At 51.6% G+C, this 15,761-nt stretch carries 11 protein-coding genes; 1 reads left to right on the forward strand and 10 read right to left on the reverse strand.

The window, feature by feature from the left end; translation table 11 throughout:
- Positions 1 to 366: 366 nt before the first annotated feature.
- From GT409_RS04275 to GT409_RS04290, 4 genes are read right to left on the reverse strand one after another with little or no spacing between them, the layout of a single operon-like run.
- Entirely contained in the window at positions 367 to 1,794 is a 1,428-nt protein-coding gene (locus GT409_RS04275; RefSeq protein ID WP_160627265.1) for a sulfatase-like hydrolase/transferase, read from the reverse strand.
- The gene (locus GT409_RS04280) at positions 1,791 to 4,400 is read right to left on the reverse strand and encodes a sulfatase-like hydrolase/transferase (protein WP_160627267.1); all 2,610 of its coding nucleotides are present in this window, start codon (positions 4,398 to 4,400) and stop codon (positions 1,791 to 1,793) included. Before GT409_RS04280 ends, GT409_RS04275 begins: the two co-directional genes overlap by 4 nt.
- Complete coding sequence (locus GT409_RS04285; protein ID WP_160627269.1) at positions 4,397 to 6,478, reverse strand: sulfatase-like hydrolase/transferase; 2,082 nt, start codon at positions 6,476 to 6,478, stop codon at positions 4,397 to 4,399. The genes GT409_RS04280 and GT409_RS04285 overlap by 4 nt, the downstream gene beginning before the upstream one ends.
- A gap of 1 nt (position 6,479) precedes the next feature.
- Positions 6,480 to 7,877 carry an MFS transporter gene (locus tag GT409_RS04290; RefSeq protein ID WP_160627271.1) on the reverse strand — a complete coding sequence of 466 codons (1,398 nt, stop codon included), beginning with the start codon at positions 7,875 to 7,877 and terminating at the stop codon, positions 6,480 to 6,482.
- A 368-nt stretch (positions 7,878 to 8,245) separates the two neighbouring features.
- Between GT409_RS04290 and GT409_RS04295 the strand changes: the two genes are divergently transcribed.
- A complete protein-coding gene (locus GT409_RS04295; RefSeq protein ID WP_160627272.1) occupies positions 8,246 to 9,415 on the forward strand; it encodes a substrate-binding domain-containing protein in 1,170 nt (389 codons plus the stop codon).
- Positions 9,416 to 9,532: 117 nt separating this feature from the next.
- Here GT409_RS04295 and GT409_RS04300 read toward each other — a convergent pair whose 3' ends face one another.
- From GT409_RS04300 to GT409_RS04325, 6 genes are all read right to left on the reverse strand, one after another.
- A complete protein-coding gene (locus GT409_RS04300) occupies positions 9,533 to 10,531 on the reverse strand; it encodes a transposase (protein ID WP_160627274.1) in 999 nt (332 codons plus the stop codon).
- A 94-nt stretch (positions 10,532 to 10,625) separates the two neighbouring features.
- Complete coding sequence (locus GT409_RS04305; protein ID WP_160627276.1) at positions 10,626 to 11,075, reverse strand: hypothetical protein; 450 nt, start codon at positions 11,073 to 11,075, stop codon at positions 10,626 to 10,628.
- Positions 11,075 to 12,724, reverse strand: a complete 1,650-nt coding sequence (locus GT409_RS04310) for a LamG-like jellyroll fold domain-containing protein (RefSeq protein WP_160627277.1) — start codon at positions 12,722 to 12,724, stop codon at positions 11,075 to 11,077. Before GT409_RS04310 ends, GT409_RS04305 begins: the two co-directional genes overlap by 1 nt.
- Positions 12,725 to 12,793: 69 nt before the next feature.
- Positions 12,794 to 13,096: a hypothetical protein gene (locus GT409_RS04315; RefSeq protein WP_160627279.1), complete on the reverse strand. Its 303-nt coding sequence runs from the start codon at positions 13,094 to 13,096 to the stop codon at positions 12,794 to 12,796.
- Between the two features lie 126 nt (positions 13,097 to 13,222).
- Positions 13,223 to 13,777 carry a hypothetical protein gene (locus tag GT409_RS04320; protein WP_160627281.1) on the reverse strand — a complete coding sequence of 185 codons (555 nt, stop codon included), beginning with the start codon at positions 13,775 to 13,777 and terminating at the stop codon, positions 13,223 to 13,225.
- Positions 13,777 to 15,759 (reverse strand): phospholipase effector Tle1 domain-containing protein, encoded by a 1,983-nt coding sequence (locus GT409_RS04325; protein WP_160627283.1) that lies wholly within the window; start codon positions 15,757 to 15,759, stop codon positions 13,777 to 13,779. Before GT409_RS04325 ends, GT409_RS04320 begins: the two co-directional genes overlap by 1 nt.
- Positions 15,760 to 15,761 lie beyond the last annotated feature (2 nt).

The following is a 15,761-nucleotide window of genomic DNA, read 5'->3' on the forward strand; positions in this document are numbered from 1 at the left end:
TTAAACAGGTAAAAGTGGGAAATCGGCCCCTTTGTTTTCCACATATGACTTGCTTTAAAGATTTTTTCCATATATGCGCATATTGAAGGGGCTTTTATGGAAAACAAGAAAAATTCCGCCCGAAACAAGACCTTAGATTAAGCGTACCGATTTTAACGCAAAGCCGCTGAGTCCATTGAGATTCGCAAAGGATCTGCGATCCACTGCTTCTTTGCGCCTTTGCGTTGAATGGTTCCACCCGCGACGCAATCAATTACGTTGACGCCGCGTTCTGTGGACGCGGACAGTCTGTTCTGCTCAAAAAATCTTTGGTTCACAGAAGAAACGCTCAAAACAGCAATAACTGCGCGCCGCTATACAATCGTGTTATTCGCCGTAGAGTTTATCGATCCACTTGGGGCGCGGCGGCAAGGTCTGCATCCATGAAAACAGATCCTTTTGGAGACGGTCGGCGACTTCCGGATAGTCTTTGATCAGGTTGTTCCGCTCTCCCAGATCGTCCGAGAGGCGATACAGCTGGGCGTCGCCTTTGTGCGTGTAATACTTCCACTCCCCGTCGCGAATAGCAGTCTGCGTTGCCCACTGCGTCAGATAGCGCCAGCGCAGGATATGCTTCGGACCGGCGTCCGTAACCGTCGGCAACAGCGTCGGCAGCAGATTAACGCCGTCTTTTTCTGCCGGAGTCTCCGCGCCGGCCAGCGCGAGAAATGTCGGCAGCAGATCCAGGCTGATCACCGGCCAGTCCGCCGTCTGGCCACCGGCCAGATGTCCGGGCCAGTTGAAGATCATCGGAACCCGCACGCCGCCTTCCTGAAGGCTTCCTTTGAATCCGTTCAGCGGCCCGTTCGATCCGGCGTTGTAGCCGTGCGACCAGCTGCCGGGAGCGCCGTTGTCGCTCAGAAAAACAACCAGCGTATTTTTTCGAAGCTTCAGATCGTTCAGCGTTTCGACCAGACGACCAATATTTGAATCCATGCTTTTCAGCATGGCTGCATAAATCCGGCGGACCGGATCTTCTATATGCTTGAACTGATCAATCAGTTCCGGCGGAGCTTCCATCGGCCAGTGCGGCGCGTTGTACGCCAGATAGAGAAAGAACGGACGGCCATCCTTTTGAGCCGCCGAGACGAAATCAATCGCATAATCTGTAAAGACATCCGTAACGTATCCCTCTTCCCACGGAAGGACGATATCGTTTTCATCACGGAACCGATCCCCCCACCAACCGCTGGGCGGATTTTCCTGATTCCAGTCTTTCTGGCATCCACGGTTCGCCGGCCAGAAATAGCCCATGCCGCCGCGCATATAGCGGCACCATTCAAACCCGTTGCGGAACGGCTGGGAATCGAGCGTTTCGCCGATGTGCCACTTGCCGATCATTCCCGTGCGATAGCCGGCATCCTTCAGCAGATCGGCCATCGTGCTTGTTTTTCCGTCCTGGAAACCGAACAGGTGCAGATAATGATCATCCGGGTTTGCTTCGAGACCCAGCCGCTGCTGGTGCACTCCGGTAATCAGCCCGCAGCGCGAAGGCGTGCACTGCGGTGCCGTTACATGCGCATCGGTGAACCGGACCCCTTCCGCCGCCAACCGATCGAGCACCGGGGTGCTCAGATCCGTTGCTCCGTAACAGCCGAGATCGCCGTACCCATGGTCATCGGACAGAATCAGAATAATGTTTGGGGAGGTCCGAGCCGGACTGGCAACATTTGCTCCATCCACAGGAGACTTTGCCACGGCAGCCACACCGGTAACAACAGAAAGCAATACTAACAAAAAATGTTTTTTCATCATTCCACCGACTCCACTTTAAGCTTTCGAAACTGACTGTTTACCGGTTCGGGGCCGGGCCTCGGCTCACTGTACATTCCCAGCGAAATATAGTTGCTGTTCATCCCGTAAATTACATGATCCGAAAGAACATTTTCTCCGTTGGCCCGGACCGTAATTTTGGACTCACCCTGCGTGTTGAAAGATCCGTCAGTTTCTATTTCGGCCTCGATCAGATACTGCTTCCACTGATTCATGACCACCGGAAGACGAACCAACTGAGTTTCTCCCTGCATCACCCGAACCGTTCCGTCCGAATAACACCCCACCCAGAACCCAGCCGGATTCTTCACGTCACAGGGCTCATGTCCACCCAGGGCAACAAAGGCAAAATCTGAGTTCTGCGGACGGACCGAAACGCTCAGCTTCAAATGACCTGCTTCGATAAAATTATGGTTCAGCCCCACCTTCACAGACCCCGTCCGGCCGGCGTGACGGGCCAGCTGCAGATAACTCGAACCATGACGGGTCGGCACAGACGTATACCACGAATCTGTATAAGCCTCCCCTTGCAGATAGGGAACGGTCCCGTACTGCTTCACCAGCGTACCCGATTGCCGTAGATCCAGTTTTTGGTTCAGCCCAACCGTCTCTCCCGGGGTAATCCGGGCATCAAACGAATCTTCAAACAGTACCGCCGCATTCACCGCGGAGCTGACCGCCAGCGCGGCGAGACCTGAAATTGTTTTCTTCATATCACTCTCCTTTGTCTTAGCACCACTGGACCAATCAACCGCATTTCGCGGCGCTTGCACTTCCACCTGAAAATCAGACTTCTGCTGCGGGACAATGCCCCGAAAAACCGCAAACGACTTTTTCTCCATTAACGGAAAATTGCATTTGTCGTTAAATTTACCGATCGGCTCATACGCAAGCGTTTCGGCCTGCGCATACGGCTTGTTCATCCAGATTCTTTCGCCGCCGCAAAACGCTGCCATCGGAATATGCGTTCGTCCCCACTGACGAAACCCGCCCGACTCGAAGAATTCGAACGTCACATAAGGATCGTACTCTGTCCGCCGCGCCACGGGAACAACCAGATAATACGCATCGCCCGGAGATAGGGGCATCCCGGACAAATCAAAAGGCTGCACAAGCCGTTTCGTATTGGAAGGGAAATCGCCGGAAGCCAATTGCTGTCGAAGGGACTCCTCACCACCACCGGCTGCAGGAATTACATAACAGGATTCCAGCAGGCTGGATTCACGCGGAGTATACCCGGTTTCTTTCTTGGATTCCTCAAGCCGGATCTCCATTTCCCGCCGCACGTTTGAAAATTCCGGATGGTTGTACAGGTTTCGTTTCTCATGCGGATCTGCGGCAAGATCGTAAAGCTCCTTCACCGGCTTTTCCTGATAGTCAATCAGCTTGTATCGGTCCGTCCGAACCGCCTGCATCGGAGGCAGCGCCCCGCCCCATTCATTGTAAAAATCGAAAAAGAAACTGTCGCGCCACTCCAGATCGTTTTCGGTAAACAGCGCCGCCCAGCTTCTGCCGTCCATTCCGGACAGCGGCTTCGCCCCGCACAAATCCAGAATGGTCGGCGTGATATCAAGGTTGAGCACCATCTGTTCGCGCTGCGATCCCGGTGGCACCATTTTCGGGTAGCGAACAATCATCGGGACCCGCATCACCTGCTCATAGGCATAATGCTTTTCAGAAAGCCCAAATTCACCAAGCGAATATCCCTGGTCGCTGGTGTAGATCAACAGCGTGTTATCCAACTCGCCGGACGTTTCCAAGGTTTGGAAAATTGTGCCGACCGATTCGTCAATCGTCAGCGCCAGCCGACTGTAGCTGCGCACCCACTCCTCAAAAGTTCCATAGCTTGGGATCGCAGGCTGGAACTGCATCGCAGGCAGGCAGTTTCCAGCCAGTCCCGGCTTTTGCAAATCCCAGGTCTCCGGCTTTTCAAACACGGTATCCCCCAACCGGCCTTTCATCCGCTGCGGATATTCAAATGGAATATGCGGAGACTTCAGCCCGACCACTAAACAGAACGGCTGCCCGCCGCCGCTCCAGTCGCGAATGCGCTGAGCCGCCAGCTCCGCCAGCCGGTCGTCCGTAAAGCCGGAACCGGCGCTTTCCTTTCCGTTCACCCACAACGGCTGATCATGGAACTTTCCAACGAATGGAAATCCGATCCACTCATCAAAACCCGGCTTCGGTTTTTCATCGTCCCCCAGATGCAGCTTGCCGATGTAGGCCGTGCGATAACCGACCGCTTTCAACTGCTCGGCAAATGTGTGCTGTGTCCGCAAAAAGGAATTGTTCTTCCAGATAATTTCCGGTGCCGATGCGCGGTGCGCATAGCGGCCGGTCAGAATCGACGCACGCGACGGCGAACAGACGCCGGAACAGGCAAATGCGTTCTCAAATGAAATCCCTTCCCGCGCCATCCGGTCGAGATTCGGGGTTTCCATAAATGGATTTCCTTTGTGCCCCATCCAGTCCGCACGATGATCATCGGCAATAATCAAAACCACATTCGGTTTGGACGCAGTTTCTGCCCGAGAGGCTCCCGTCGCCAGCAAGGCCATTGAACCGGCAATTTTCAGATAATGATTCACTGCACTTTCTCCACGCTTCTTTGAATAGAACCTGCCACCTGAGAAGCAAGCTTTCGGATTCCGGCATCCGCATAATGCACGTCGCCGGGAGCCATAAAATAATCAGCGGGGAATGACGCGCTCAACGAATACAGGTCATCTGTTTCCACGCCATGTTTTCTCATAATTTCTGCAGCAGCCCGGTTGTACTTCTGCTCATCTCCAACAAATCGTCCGGGTTCGTTTTCCGGCACTACCGTGATCGGCGCCCAGATCAGTTTTGCTCCGGTCTGTTTCAGTCGAACGACCAGTTTTTCAAGATTGGCTATATAGTGAACCAGCGGCACCGACTGGGCACCGTTTACCTTGTCACGGTTCCCGTACAGATGAGTCGCCTTCGGATTTCGATAACAGAGATCATGCAGTCCCCAGTTGAAATGAATGATGTCCCAGCGGTTCGTTCCCAGCCATTGATCAAGGCCTTTCAACCCGACCTCGGTCGACCCGCAATTGACCGGTTTCTTCCGTTTTGGGTCAAACGGACGGACAACATTGGCAATTCCCCGGAGTTGTTTCCGAACATCAGACGTATACTGAATCGAAATGGAATCGCCGATCAGCAGGACATTCGGCAATTTCCAGGATGCGCCAGAATCACGGTTCGGATCCGTGACAATCCGACGCATATCTTCTGCCTGCCTGAATTCCAAAGAGTCATACTCTCCGTTATGACTGTCCGTGCGCCAGTGAACCGACGCATCATAACCGGGATTTTCTGTCGGCATCTGTGCGCCAATGCTGAGCAAATGGTTATGCAGCATTTTCTTCATCCGCGCAGCCACTTCCGGATGCGTTGATATCAGGTTGCGACTTTCGCTGATGTCCCCCGCCAAATTAAACAGTTCCAGCTTTCCGTCTTCGTAATGCTCAATCAGTTTCCAGTCTCCGCAACGCACAGCACCATGCGGCGGCATCGACTGATAATGAGGATAATGCCAGTAAAGACAATTGCGATCTAATGTATCGCCTTGCAGCAAAGGCAGCAGTCCCTGCCCATCCAAATGCTGTTCCGGCTTCAATGACAGCCCGGCCATTTGTAAAAAGGTTGGATAAAGGTCATTGCTGATCACCGGGGTCCTACACACTGTCCCGGCCAGCGTCACGCCCGGCCAGCGGATCAGCAGCGGCACCCGGATTCCGCCTTCATATAAAATGGATTTCCCGCCGCGATAGGGCCGGTTGCTCGTGGCGGTAATGCTTTTTTTAAGCTCCTTGTCGTACACCTGACTCAACCCGCCGTTATCCGAGAAAAAAACTACCGCCGTGTTCTGTTCCAATCCAAGCTCTTTGAGCTTTAAGAGAACGCGCCCGACGCTCCAGTCCATTCGCTCCACCATCGCGGCATAAACCGGATTGTTCTGGCCGTTAGAGCCCGGAGTCTTTTTCCGATACTTCGCAATCAGATCTTCTTTTTCATGCAGCGGCACATGAACCGTTCCGTGCGAAAGGGTCAACAGAAACGGTTCGTTCCGGCGCTCTTCCATAAACCGTTCGGCGGCGTCCGTGTAATATCGGACAAACCACGGGTCCTCCAGATCCGGATTGGACCATGCATCACGCGCGACTGTCACCGTTTCAAAACCATGTTCGGAAGGCTCGCGACTTCCGACATGCCATTTGCCGATATGACAGGTTGCAAATCCTGCCGCACGAAATGCCTCGGCGTAAGTAACCTCATTGTCACGCATGTACTTGATCCAGTCCTGCGGATGGCTCAGTTTTGCCTTTGGGCACTCCTGGCCCGGAATGTAGGCTGTCAAATGAAGGCGGGCCGGATAACGCCCAGTGAGGATACTCGCCCGCGTCGGCGAACAGACCGGATGCGCTGAATAGGCATTTTCAAACCGAACCCCTTCCGTCGCAAACCGGTCGAGATTCGGCGTTTCATAATACTCGCTGCCGTAACAACCGAGATCTTTAATTCCCAAGTCATCGGCCAGAATAAAAACAATATTGCGAACCGTCGGCACCTGTTCTGCAAACGCCCGGCTTAACAACGTCAGACCGGCCGCAAAAAACCATTTCGACCCGCATTTCATGCTATCTTCCCTGTTTCAATTTCTCTCGAATTTCATGAACCCGCTGCTCACTCAATGGATAACGCAGCGCAACAAAAATCGCCGCGGCAACCGCCAGTGCCGGCAGACCAGCCTCCAGCACACGCATCAACAATACAGTGGAAGCAACCTGTTCTCCGCCAAGCGACTGATCAAAGCCAGTCAACACCAGAAGCCCGCCGCCAACCAGCAGTGCCACGGACATCCCGGTCTTCAGAATCCATCCAAAAACAGCCTGATAACTCCCCTCGCGACGAGCCCCGGTGTGCAGCTCATCCAAATCACAGATATCGGCAATCATGGATGCCCCGAGCGTCCAGAGCGCCACAAAACCGGCGGCAATCAACACCGGAGGAATCACTACCAGCCAGGGATGGCTCGGATTATAACACCAGATTTTTGACACATGCCCCAAAAGGTTAATGCCGAGAAAACTGATAAAAGTTTTCTTTTTACCGATGTGTGTAGCCAGCCATGTCACCGGCGCAACAAACAAAATACTGCTGAGCACCCAGGCCGTACCGCCCCAGCCGACATACACCGACGCCGCTTTTGTATCACCGCCCATCACATAATAAATCGTAATGTACGGAGACAGCGTCGAGATCGTAAAAAAGCCGCTTGCCGCCAGAAACACCGCCAGCATCAGCTGCATAAAAACCCTGTTCGTACAGGTGGTTTTCAACCCGACCCACAAAGAAATCTTTTCCTGCCCGGCTACTTCCTCAAAATGTTCCTCCTTACAGAACAAAGCAGGAATGAATCCGGTCAGCATCAGCACCACTCCGACTCCGGCCCCAACCACCTGCGCGCCCTGCAGTCCGTCACGAAAAATATCCAGCTGGGTCAACGCAAACAGCCAGGGCATAAGAATAGCGCCGATGTTGGCAAACAGGTTGGAAAACGCCTGGATCCGGGTGCGCTCATGATAGTCCCGCGTCATCTCCAGCCCCAGCGCACCCCATGGAACCATAAACACGGTCAGGGCGGTATAGAACAAAAGTGACAACCCCAGGAACCATGAAAAATAGGCGTATTCGCTCCACCCTTTCGGCAGGCACCAGATCGCGGAAAACAAGAGTCCCATCAACACCGCTCCGATCAGCATAAACGGTCGGCGGCGTCCGAACCGGGTTCGGGCATTGTCCGAAAAATGCCCCATCAGCGGATCACTGACCGCATCCCACAGGCGCGGAATTGACTGCGCCAACCCTACCAGAAAAGGACTGACCCCCAGTCCGATATTGAAAACAAAATTAGCAAGGTTCCCGATCGAATAGGATCCCAGACACTGTGCCATCGAACCGAACCCAAATGCGATTTTTTGGCGAACCGGCACCTTATCCTTCGACAACGTCTGGAAATGCTTCTCTTCGTGCATTCGTCCAATATAACACGAAAAAAAATAAAATCCCGTCCTGCACTGCCAATTCGCCGCACATTCGTGCCACACGAATTATTCATATTTCACAACCGTTTAAAGAGCACCCGTGCTTTCTTTTGCCTACAGCTAAGCGCTCCTTGAGTGCCCTGCACCCGCTCGCGGGGAAGCAGATAAAATCTAAAAATAACCGCCGCCAGCAGCAGACGGGAACCCGTTTCCGGGCTCATCACTGCCGCTCCGGCTTCATATCTGACCGCCATACACCGACACGTTTATGCCAGCGGAATCCGGCCGCCCATTTCAGCATACAAACAAATAGATAATTATATTGATCGATATATACAAAAAAAGGCACCCTGTTTTTTATGAAAACATCTGAAAAACGACTGGCGCCATGCGCGTTCTCCTCTCGTCCCCGTGTTTTGATGGCGCTGGAATGGTACGATGCAAAAATTCATGAGGGCATCGCGCAGTATGCCAAAGAGGCCGGCTGGATCCTGGATGCCAGTATGGCGCGAACCAATACCATGCCGGAGCGCTGGGAAGGCGACGGAATCATCACTCTGGTCCACGAAGAAAACTCCAAATATCTCCCTTACATTCAGGCACTGGATCTTCCCACCGTTGGAATCGGCTATTCCCTGCAGGATCACTACCCGGTCCTGCTCGGCGATCATGAAAAAACCGGCGCCCTTGCTGCAGACCATTTTCTCGAACGCAATTTCCAGAATTTTGTCTTTGTTTTCTTCGACAACAACACGCTGGAAAAAGAGCGCTGCGCCGGCTTTGAAAACGCCCTGAAAAAAAGCAGGAAACAGTTCCACCTGGAAAAATGGAAAAACCCGATCCGCACCAAAACACGATCCTATCGGGAAGTGCGCGACTGGCTCGTCGAACAGCTCAAAAAATCGCCCAAGCCGCTGGCAGTAATGGCGCAGAATGACGACTCCGCCATTCTCGTGCTTTATGCCTGCATTGATGCCGGAATCTCTGTGCCGGAAGAAGTCGCTGTAATCGGTGCAGACAACAACCCGCTCATCTGCGACTTTGCACCGATCCCTCTGTCCAGCGTCGACTGCGACCTGAATGCTCTCGGGTATAACGCCGGACAGATTCTGGATAAAATCATGAACGGCAAGAAGCCGCCGAAATCACCGTTCCTGAGCCCCCCCAAAGAAGTGGTGCTGCGCCGCTCCACAGACATCCCGGCCGTTGAAAACCCGGCCATTGCTAAAGCCATCCGCTTTATCTGGGATCACTTTGAAGAACCGATCAATGTGGAAACCGTCATTGAACAGACCGGCATGTCGCGCTCCGCGGTCTACAGCGAATTCGATGAAGCCATCGGCAGTTCGATCGCAAAGGAAATCACCCGCTGTCGCATCGACAAAGCCAAAAAGCTGTTAAGCGAAACCGATCTGAGCATTAATGAAATCACCCCGGCCTGCGGATTTTCGGGGGTCGTCAGCTTCTGCCGCGCCTTCAACCGCGAAACCGGCATGACCGCCTCCGCCTACCGCAAAGAAAACAGCTGATTCAGGCGAACCACCATCAAAATTATCAATGCAGAACAGCTCTGAAAGAAAAGATTCGGGATTCCATTAAATTCGCGGGGCATTCAGTCTGAACTGTAATGGTTGCCAGAAGAGGGGTCAGCCAATGAATTTTAGAATCTGCTCTTTGTTCTTCAGCCACTCCCCTTCGGCTTGATCATAAAACTTCATGGCCCGGCTCACCGTTGTAAAATGCCCCATCACTAAACGTCCACTGACCCACTCAGCACGCACTGGATAATGATACCGCAACAATCCTGCAATTAACATCTTCTCCGGCGCAGACTTCGCCATCCTGCAAAGCCCATCCTGCTCAATCCTAAAATACGCTAGACACTTCTGCAAAACAGCCTCTGCTGCCGCCTCGGTCAAATCCCTCTTTTGCTCCGCATCCACCAGACTCTTTAAATGTGCTTTCCCGTTCTCTTCCAGGCAGGAAACCATGCGATCCCGAAACGCTCGGGCGCCATGCACCCACCCGCGCTCCATATGCATCCAGTCTGCTCTCTCCTCTGCACTCAATTGATCAAGAGCGACAGCCTGATGCCTAAGCTCCATATAGGCGGCATACGCCCGTCTAGACGTCAAAGAATCATTGGGAATAGCGCAGGCACTTAAGACAGATAACACATTCAGCCACTCCGGACGCTTTGAAGGCGATGCCAGATACAATGGGTAGCTGCTCCATCGATAATCAGCCAGCTGCCCCGGTTGAACCACACCGGCATCCGCCGGATTCAAATGAATGTAGTCACTCACTTTTCGAAAATACGAGGCATCCTTATCATCAACAACTTTGGCTTTATAACGCCCCTGAAACAGATGTCCCCACAGTTTATGCCGGGCATTATAGCGCTGGGTAAACGTCCCCTGAAACCACTTCATCGCATCGACCAGATTCCCTTGCGGGGTCTCCAGCAACAGATGGTAATGATTCCTCATTAAACACCATGCATACACAACCACCTGATTGCGAACGCACATCTCGCCCAGACAGCGAACAAACAGATCCGCATCTTCCTGACGCTGGAAAATATCGCGACTCTGGTTCCCGCGGCACATCACATGATACCGCGCACCCGGGTATTCAATTCTCAAAGCTCTGGCCATGCATGAAAATATAAACTTAAAAAGTAAAAAAGGCAACCTGGATTTAAAATTCACTGGCTGACCCCTTTTCTTTTTGAATGGATTATTGATAGGCTCCTCTGGGCGGAGGTTCTTTTGCATAAGCTCTCCACCGCTCCGAAAACGCATCTTTAAACGCTTTGGGGTCACTCAGAGTTAATGCCACAATATTGACTCGCCGAATAGCACCACTTTTCAAAAACAATGTAATGCCGCCATAGTAACGCTTCACTCGCTTGACATCTGAAAATTCATAAATGCGTGAAACCTTGGCATTACTAGAATCATGATACTCAACTGAGGTGTCGGAGACCTGAACCCAGTACTCACGCCCCGATTGCTTAAAATACGTCATGCCATTCACCACAAGAATGAAGACAACAATCCACAAAATTTCTAAAGGAGCACCAAAAACACAAAGCCCACCCCAAACCATCACGTTTGCGGACACATTAATTACCATTGGCAACAACCGCCGCCTCTTTTCTTCACGAAAAATAAGTGCATCCTGCATTACTGTTGCTCCTCATCTGTTGAGGTCGGCGTTGTGCTGGCAGAATCCGACAGTGTGTCGTCCTCCTGCTCATTTTGCGTTAATGACTCGTTACTATTCTCTGTATCCTGATTCATTGACTGAGCAGCAGTGTCATATAGCCAAGTTGTCAGAACACCAGCAATATAAGCCTCGGTACTGTTAATTGTTGTATTCCCAAGGCTTGTCATTACCTGAGATCCACCCAGTCCCATGATCATACCTCCCCCATAGCCAGCTCCCCCACTGATAGCGATACTTGACCATGATAAATCTGATATAGGAGTTCCTGTTGACAACTGACCCACAGTATTACCTGCCATATTTGCTACTGCATTCTGGGCTGGCACCGAAGATAAGCCAGCTGATGCAACACTTGAAAGCAAAACACCTGCACCGCCCGCTTGAATGACCTCCGATGCAGACCCTCCTAATGCTGCCGATTGGGTCATGCCATAAACTTCCGCGGCAACAATAGAACTACCTGATGCATTTAATGCGCCTGCACCAGTTGCCACGGCAGCGGCATTGAAACTGATAGCTGATGCAACTTCACTGGCTCCTCGCCCTGGCCCTTGATATGCATCGGCAGCAGCCCCCAAAGTTGAAGACAAGCCAAGCGTATATGTATCTGCTGCAATAGCAACACCCCCAAGTGCTCCCTCTGCAAATGCATCTGCGATAAATGCTGAGGACTCATAGTAGTCCATTCTTGTTTCTTCCGATGCATTGGCAACCATCGCACCATGCGGCATTGTCATACCGTAAGGCACCATTCCGCTTAGTCCTAACGGATCAAATTTGGTAATAGGATTACAATTCACATAACAGTAAATATTTGGGCCATCCTCATAACCAATCGGGTCTCTAGAAAGGAAAGTTCCTGTTTCTAAATCACGGTATCGCATCCGCTCACACAACAATCCTAAATCCTTCTCTTCTTCCTTGGTGTTGGCCTTCTGGCGGTCGGGATCGTCGCCCCATTCGTACGGACGAGTTCCATACGCCTCGTACAGTGCGAAAGATGTGAGTTCGCCGTTCATATCACTGCGGACGATTACATCACCGCGATGGTTGGCATGCGAGCAAATAACATTGCCGATTGCCGATTGCCGATGGTCGATTGAATAGACCATGCCGCCGACTCCGCCGCCCATGCCTTCGCCGCGGATATATTCCTTGGACAGGGTTGAGGCTTGAGGTATGAGGCTTGAGGTGGCGTCGTACTCCTGGATGGAGAGGCCGCCGTCAAAGACACACAGGTTGGTTTCGCTCGGCGTGGAACGGAAGATTCGGCGGGAGCGGTAGTCGTAGGCAAACTCATGGGTATAAGCATCGGTATAAACAGCTCTCACCTCTTCTTCCGAGAGGGGCCGGTCATAGATACGGATATCATCGATTTTTCCGCTCCAGTAGCGGCGCTGCGGGGAGTCGCCCGATTCGGAGTATCCAACCAAAAGGTCTGAACTGTTGGATACCTCCATGGCATTGGAGGCCGATCCAACCAGGCTGCCGTCAACCCACATCGATATGATGTTTTCGTTTTTCGAGATAACAGCATGATGCCACTGGCTGTCCCGATAGTCCTGTGAATCATCATTTATATAGGCGGCCGTCCCGTCGCTGTACAAATGGAAGAAGAAAGGGGTCAGTCCTATGAATTAATGTTTTGTTTTTCAAAATATACCGCTCGGTTGCCCTCACACATCAATGACCTTTATTTCGCTCGCGACCGAAGCAAAATTCCGGTCCAGCCGGACAGCGACTGTTCCTCCTGCGTTGACCCCGTAAAGCCGCAGTGCATGGTTATAAATCTGGGTCCGCCAGTTGTTGTTGACGCTGTCGGTCCATTCTGTCACGGCCTGCGTTCCAGACTGACGGGCGGACGGATTCGTGTTGATGTCCTGGGTGTTTTCAATATCAAACGTGTCGATGAATAAGAACTGCCCCGCCAGAGACATTCCCGCCGGCAACAGCAGCATTCCGCATAACAACCCTTTCATGGTCTACCTCCTTTGTTCGGTTCTTCTCTGAATTTCACAGAGTGTGAGAAAAAAAGACTACAAAAACATTAATTCATAGGACTGACCCCTTTTTTGACCCCTTTTTCTGTTGGAGCGAGTCGATAATTACAGCACCACTTCTTTTTTGGTTCGCGAAGGTGTGCCAAATATCGATTTCATTTTTCGAACACTCATCGGCAATGAACCAGACTCCCCAGTTTGAGTATTCCTAAAGACGATATCTGTTCCGTTGAAATGAAAGTACACCGGTTTGTCATTATAAAAATGCACCGTCAGACCTTTAGTCATGTACGAAACAGAGTCACCGTATTTGAAGAACCCTGCTTTTCGTGGACCAAGAAAGGAAACCGACGAAATCATTTCAGGAGTTAGCTCATGGAGATCAAACTCAATACCTTCGACGTTAACCTGAATAAAGCGAGGCAAAATCGGAATTTGATCTTCCGGCAGCTGAAAACCACTCAACTTGCCGGAACTTGGATCCTCGTAGCCAACTTGGAATTGGTAAACTTCATCACTACGCAAATAGCGAATCTCCGAATGGAATTCACCATACCAGTCATCATAATAATGGGATGCATAATTGGGAATAGAAGCATACATGCACCCTGCAACTACGCTAAGACAAAGCAACAGAACAACTGACGGCCAAAGCTTCATTATTTCTGCCTCTCAGAATGCTGCCAGAATGTTTGATTCTTAAAGGAATCATTAAACGGAATTGCTTTGCCAAGATAAAGAGGATTGGGCAACTGCAACTTAGGCCGTCCCTGCAACTGAGGACTCAAGTTTTCGGTTTGATATATCCTTTCACTTGAACGCAAATTATCCACAGTAGCGGCATAATCCGGATGGACGTTCATACCAGCATGATCCGCAGCCGCCCCCATAAACATTTGGGTAAGTTGACCAATCTGCCTATTCCCTCTGTCATGTCCTCCGACATCACTGTGATACCCAGGGAACCACGCGGTTGTAATTGTCGTGTTTGCTCCTTCGCTTCTCTGGAACATAGATGGCTGAAAATAATTTCTCGTCTCATCTTTAGCATACGCGATTGCTGCATTATTCACGTTCGGCGCAATAATGCTATCGTGCCAAGACGGATCGGAATCGCCCCCGGGAAGCCCCATCGAGTGAACAGGGTCAAACATCCCAAGGAAATTCACTGAAGCTTCACCTGGTTTCGCATGGACAGTCCCATCAGCACCCACGATACCTTTATCGTTAATCATCCATGCCAACTCATTCGCGGCAGCACCACCGCGGCTAAAGCCGAATATGTTGATTTCTTTATCTCCTTCGGCATAGTTCTTGGCAATTTGGTCATAGGCACTTTGAACAATGCTCATCGTGTCCCCACCATCCAGCTTTTCCTTTGGGCCTTCGAAGTAGTGAACGTTTTCATTCACCTCTTGCTGCTTCTCATACATGTCATGAACATTTGTACCATCGTTGGGATCATTAGCCGTCCCATCGATAAAGATGTCCGAAAGGCCGAGAGCATCGAAATGAGTAATCGGATTACAGTGGACGTAACAGTATAGATTTGGCCCATCACCGTACCCGATGGGATCGCGAGTTAGCAGCACACCTGTATCAAGTTCACGGTAGCGCATACCTTCATTCAACAGCCCCAAATCGCTCTCTTCTTCCTTAGTGTTGGCTTTTTGACGGTCGGGATCATCCCCCCACTCGTACGGGCGGGCTCCATACGCCTCGTACAGTGCGAAAGATGTAAGTTCTCCGTTCATATCACTGCGGGCAATTACATCACCGCGATGGTTGGCGTGCGAGCAAATAATGGAGGGTGTTTGGTTTGTGGTGTTATGTTTTAGGCTATACACCATGCCGCCGACTCCTCCGCCCATGCCTTCGCCGCGCACGTATTCCGTGGTGAGGTTTGAGGCTTGAGGTGTGAGGCTTGAGGTGGCGTCGTACTCCTGGATGGAGAGGCCGCCGTCAAAGACACAGAGGTTGGTTTCGCTCGGCGTAGAACGGAAGATTCGGCGGGAGCGGTAGTCGTAGGCGAAGGTGTGGGTTGTTTCTGGCGGCTCGTTCGGAGAACTTGCCCCACCGACTTCGATCAGTCGGTTGTCTTCGTCGTAGACATATTCCGTGATGTTTGTGGATTCTGAGGTTGTGACTGTTTTATGGGTGCGGGCTCCGTTGGCGTCGTAGGAAAATTGAACTACGGAAGTCACGTATGGGCTGTTTGCGATGGGCGTTTCCTCCCGACCCTCAAAGCCCTGCATGATTCCATCATTGCTGTTCGTGCTGATATCATGAGCCACCACACCAAAGGATTCTGTCAATGGCACGTGCAGCAGCAGGTTGGTGGAGGCAACAGTGCTGTCTGACGCAAGCGCTGCTATTTCGGATGCGGAAAGTTCACGGTCGAAAATCCGGACATCACCGATACTCCCGTCAAAGTAGCGGCGATTGTTCAAATACCAATCTCCGACAATGAAAGGACCGTCATTATCAGAAATCCCGGAACAGATTCCATTGCCTACCTCGACTCCATCGATATAGAAGCGAACCGTGCTGTTAGAACCGTTGTGTGCAGCCGCAACGTGGTACCATTGCCCAACCGTGAGGCTCGACACCGGATAACCAATACAACACAACGCTGGCTGCATCG

The organism is Tichowtungia aerotolerans (genome assembly GCF_009905215.1).
Taxonomy (GTDB): domain Bacteria; phylum Verrucomicrobiota; class Kiritimatiellia; order Kiritimatiellales; family Tichowtungiaceae; genus Tichowtungia; species Tichowtungia aerotolerans.

What these genes read in the sequence shown, in the direction of transcription:
- GT409_RS04275 (WP_160627265.1), bottom strand. Translation starts at nt 1,794, where the DNA reads ATGATGAAAAAACATTTTTTGTTAGTATTGCTTTCTGTTGTTACCGGT.
- GT409_RS04285 (WP_160627269.1), bottom strand. Translation starts at nt 6,478, where the DNA reads ATGAAATGCGGGTCGAAATGGTTTTTTGCGGCCGGTCTGACGTTGTTA.
- GT409_RS04290 (WP_160627271.1), bottom strand. Translation starts at nt 7,877, where the DNA reads ATGCACGAAGAGAAGCATTTCCAGACGTTGTCGAAGGATAAGGTGCCG.
- GT409_RS04295 (WP_160627272.1), top strand. Translation starts at nt 8,246, where the DNA reads ATGAAAACATCTGAAAAACGACTGGCGCCATGCGCGTTCTCCTCTCGT.
- GT409_RS04305 (WP_160627276.1), bottom strand. Translation starts at nt 11,075, where the DNA reads ATGCAGGATGCACTTATTTTTCGTGAAGAAAAGAGGCGGCGGTTGTTG.
- GT409_RS04315 (WP_160627279.1), bottom strand. Translation starts at nt 13,096, where the DNA reads ATGAAAGGGTTGTTATGCGGAATGCTGCTGTTGCCGGCGGGAATGTCT.
- GT409_RS04320 (WP_160627281.1), bottom strand. Translation starts at nt 13,777, where the DNA reads ATGAAGCTTTGGCCGTCAGTTGTTCTGTTGCTTTGTCTTAGCGTAGTT.
- GT409_RS04325 (WP_160627283.1), bottom strand. Translation starts at nt 15,759, where the DNA reads ATGCAGCCAGCGTTGTGTTGTATTGGTTATCCGGTGTCGAGCCTCACG.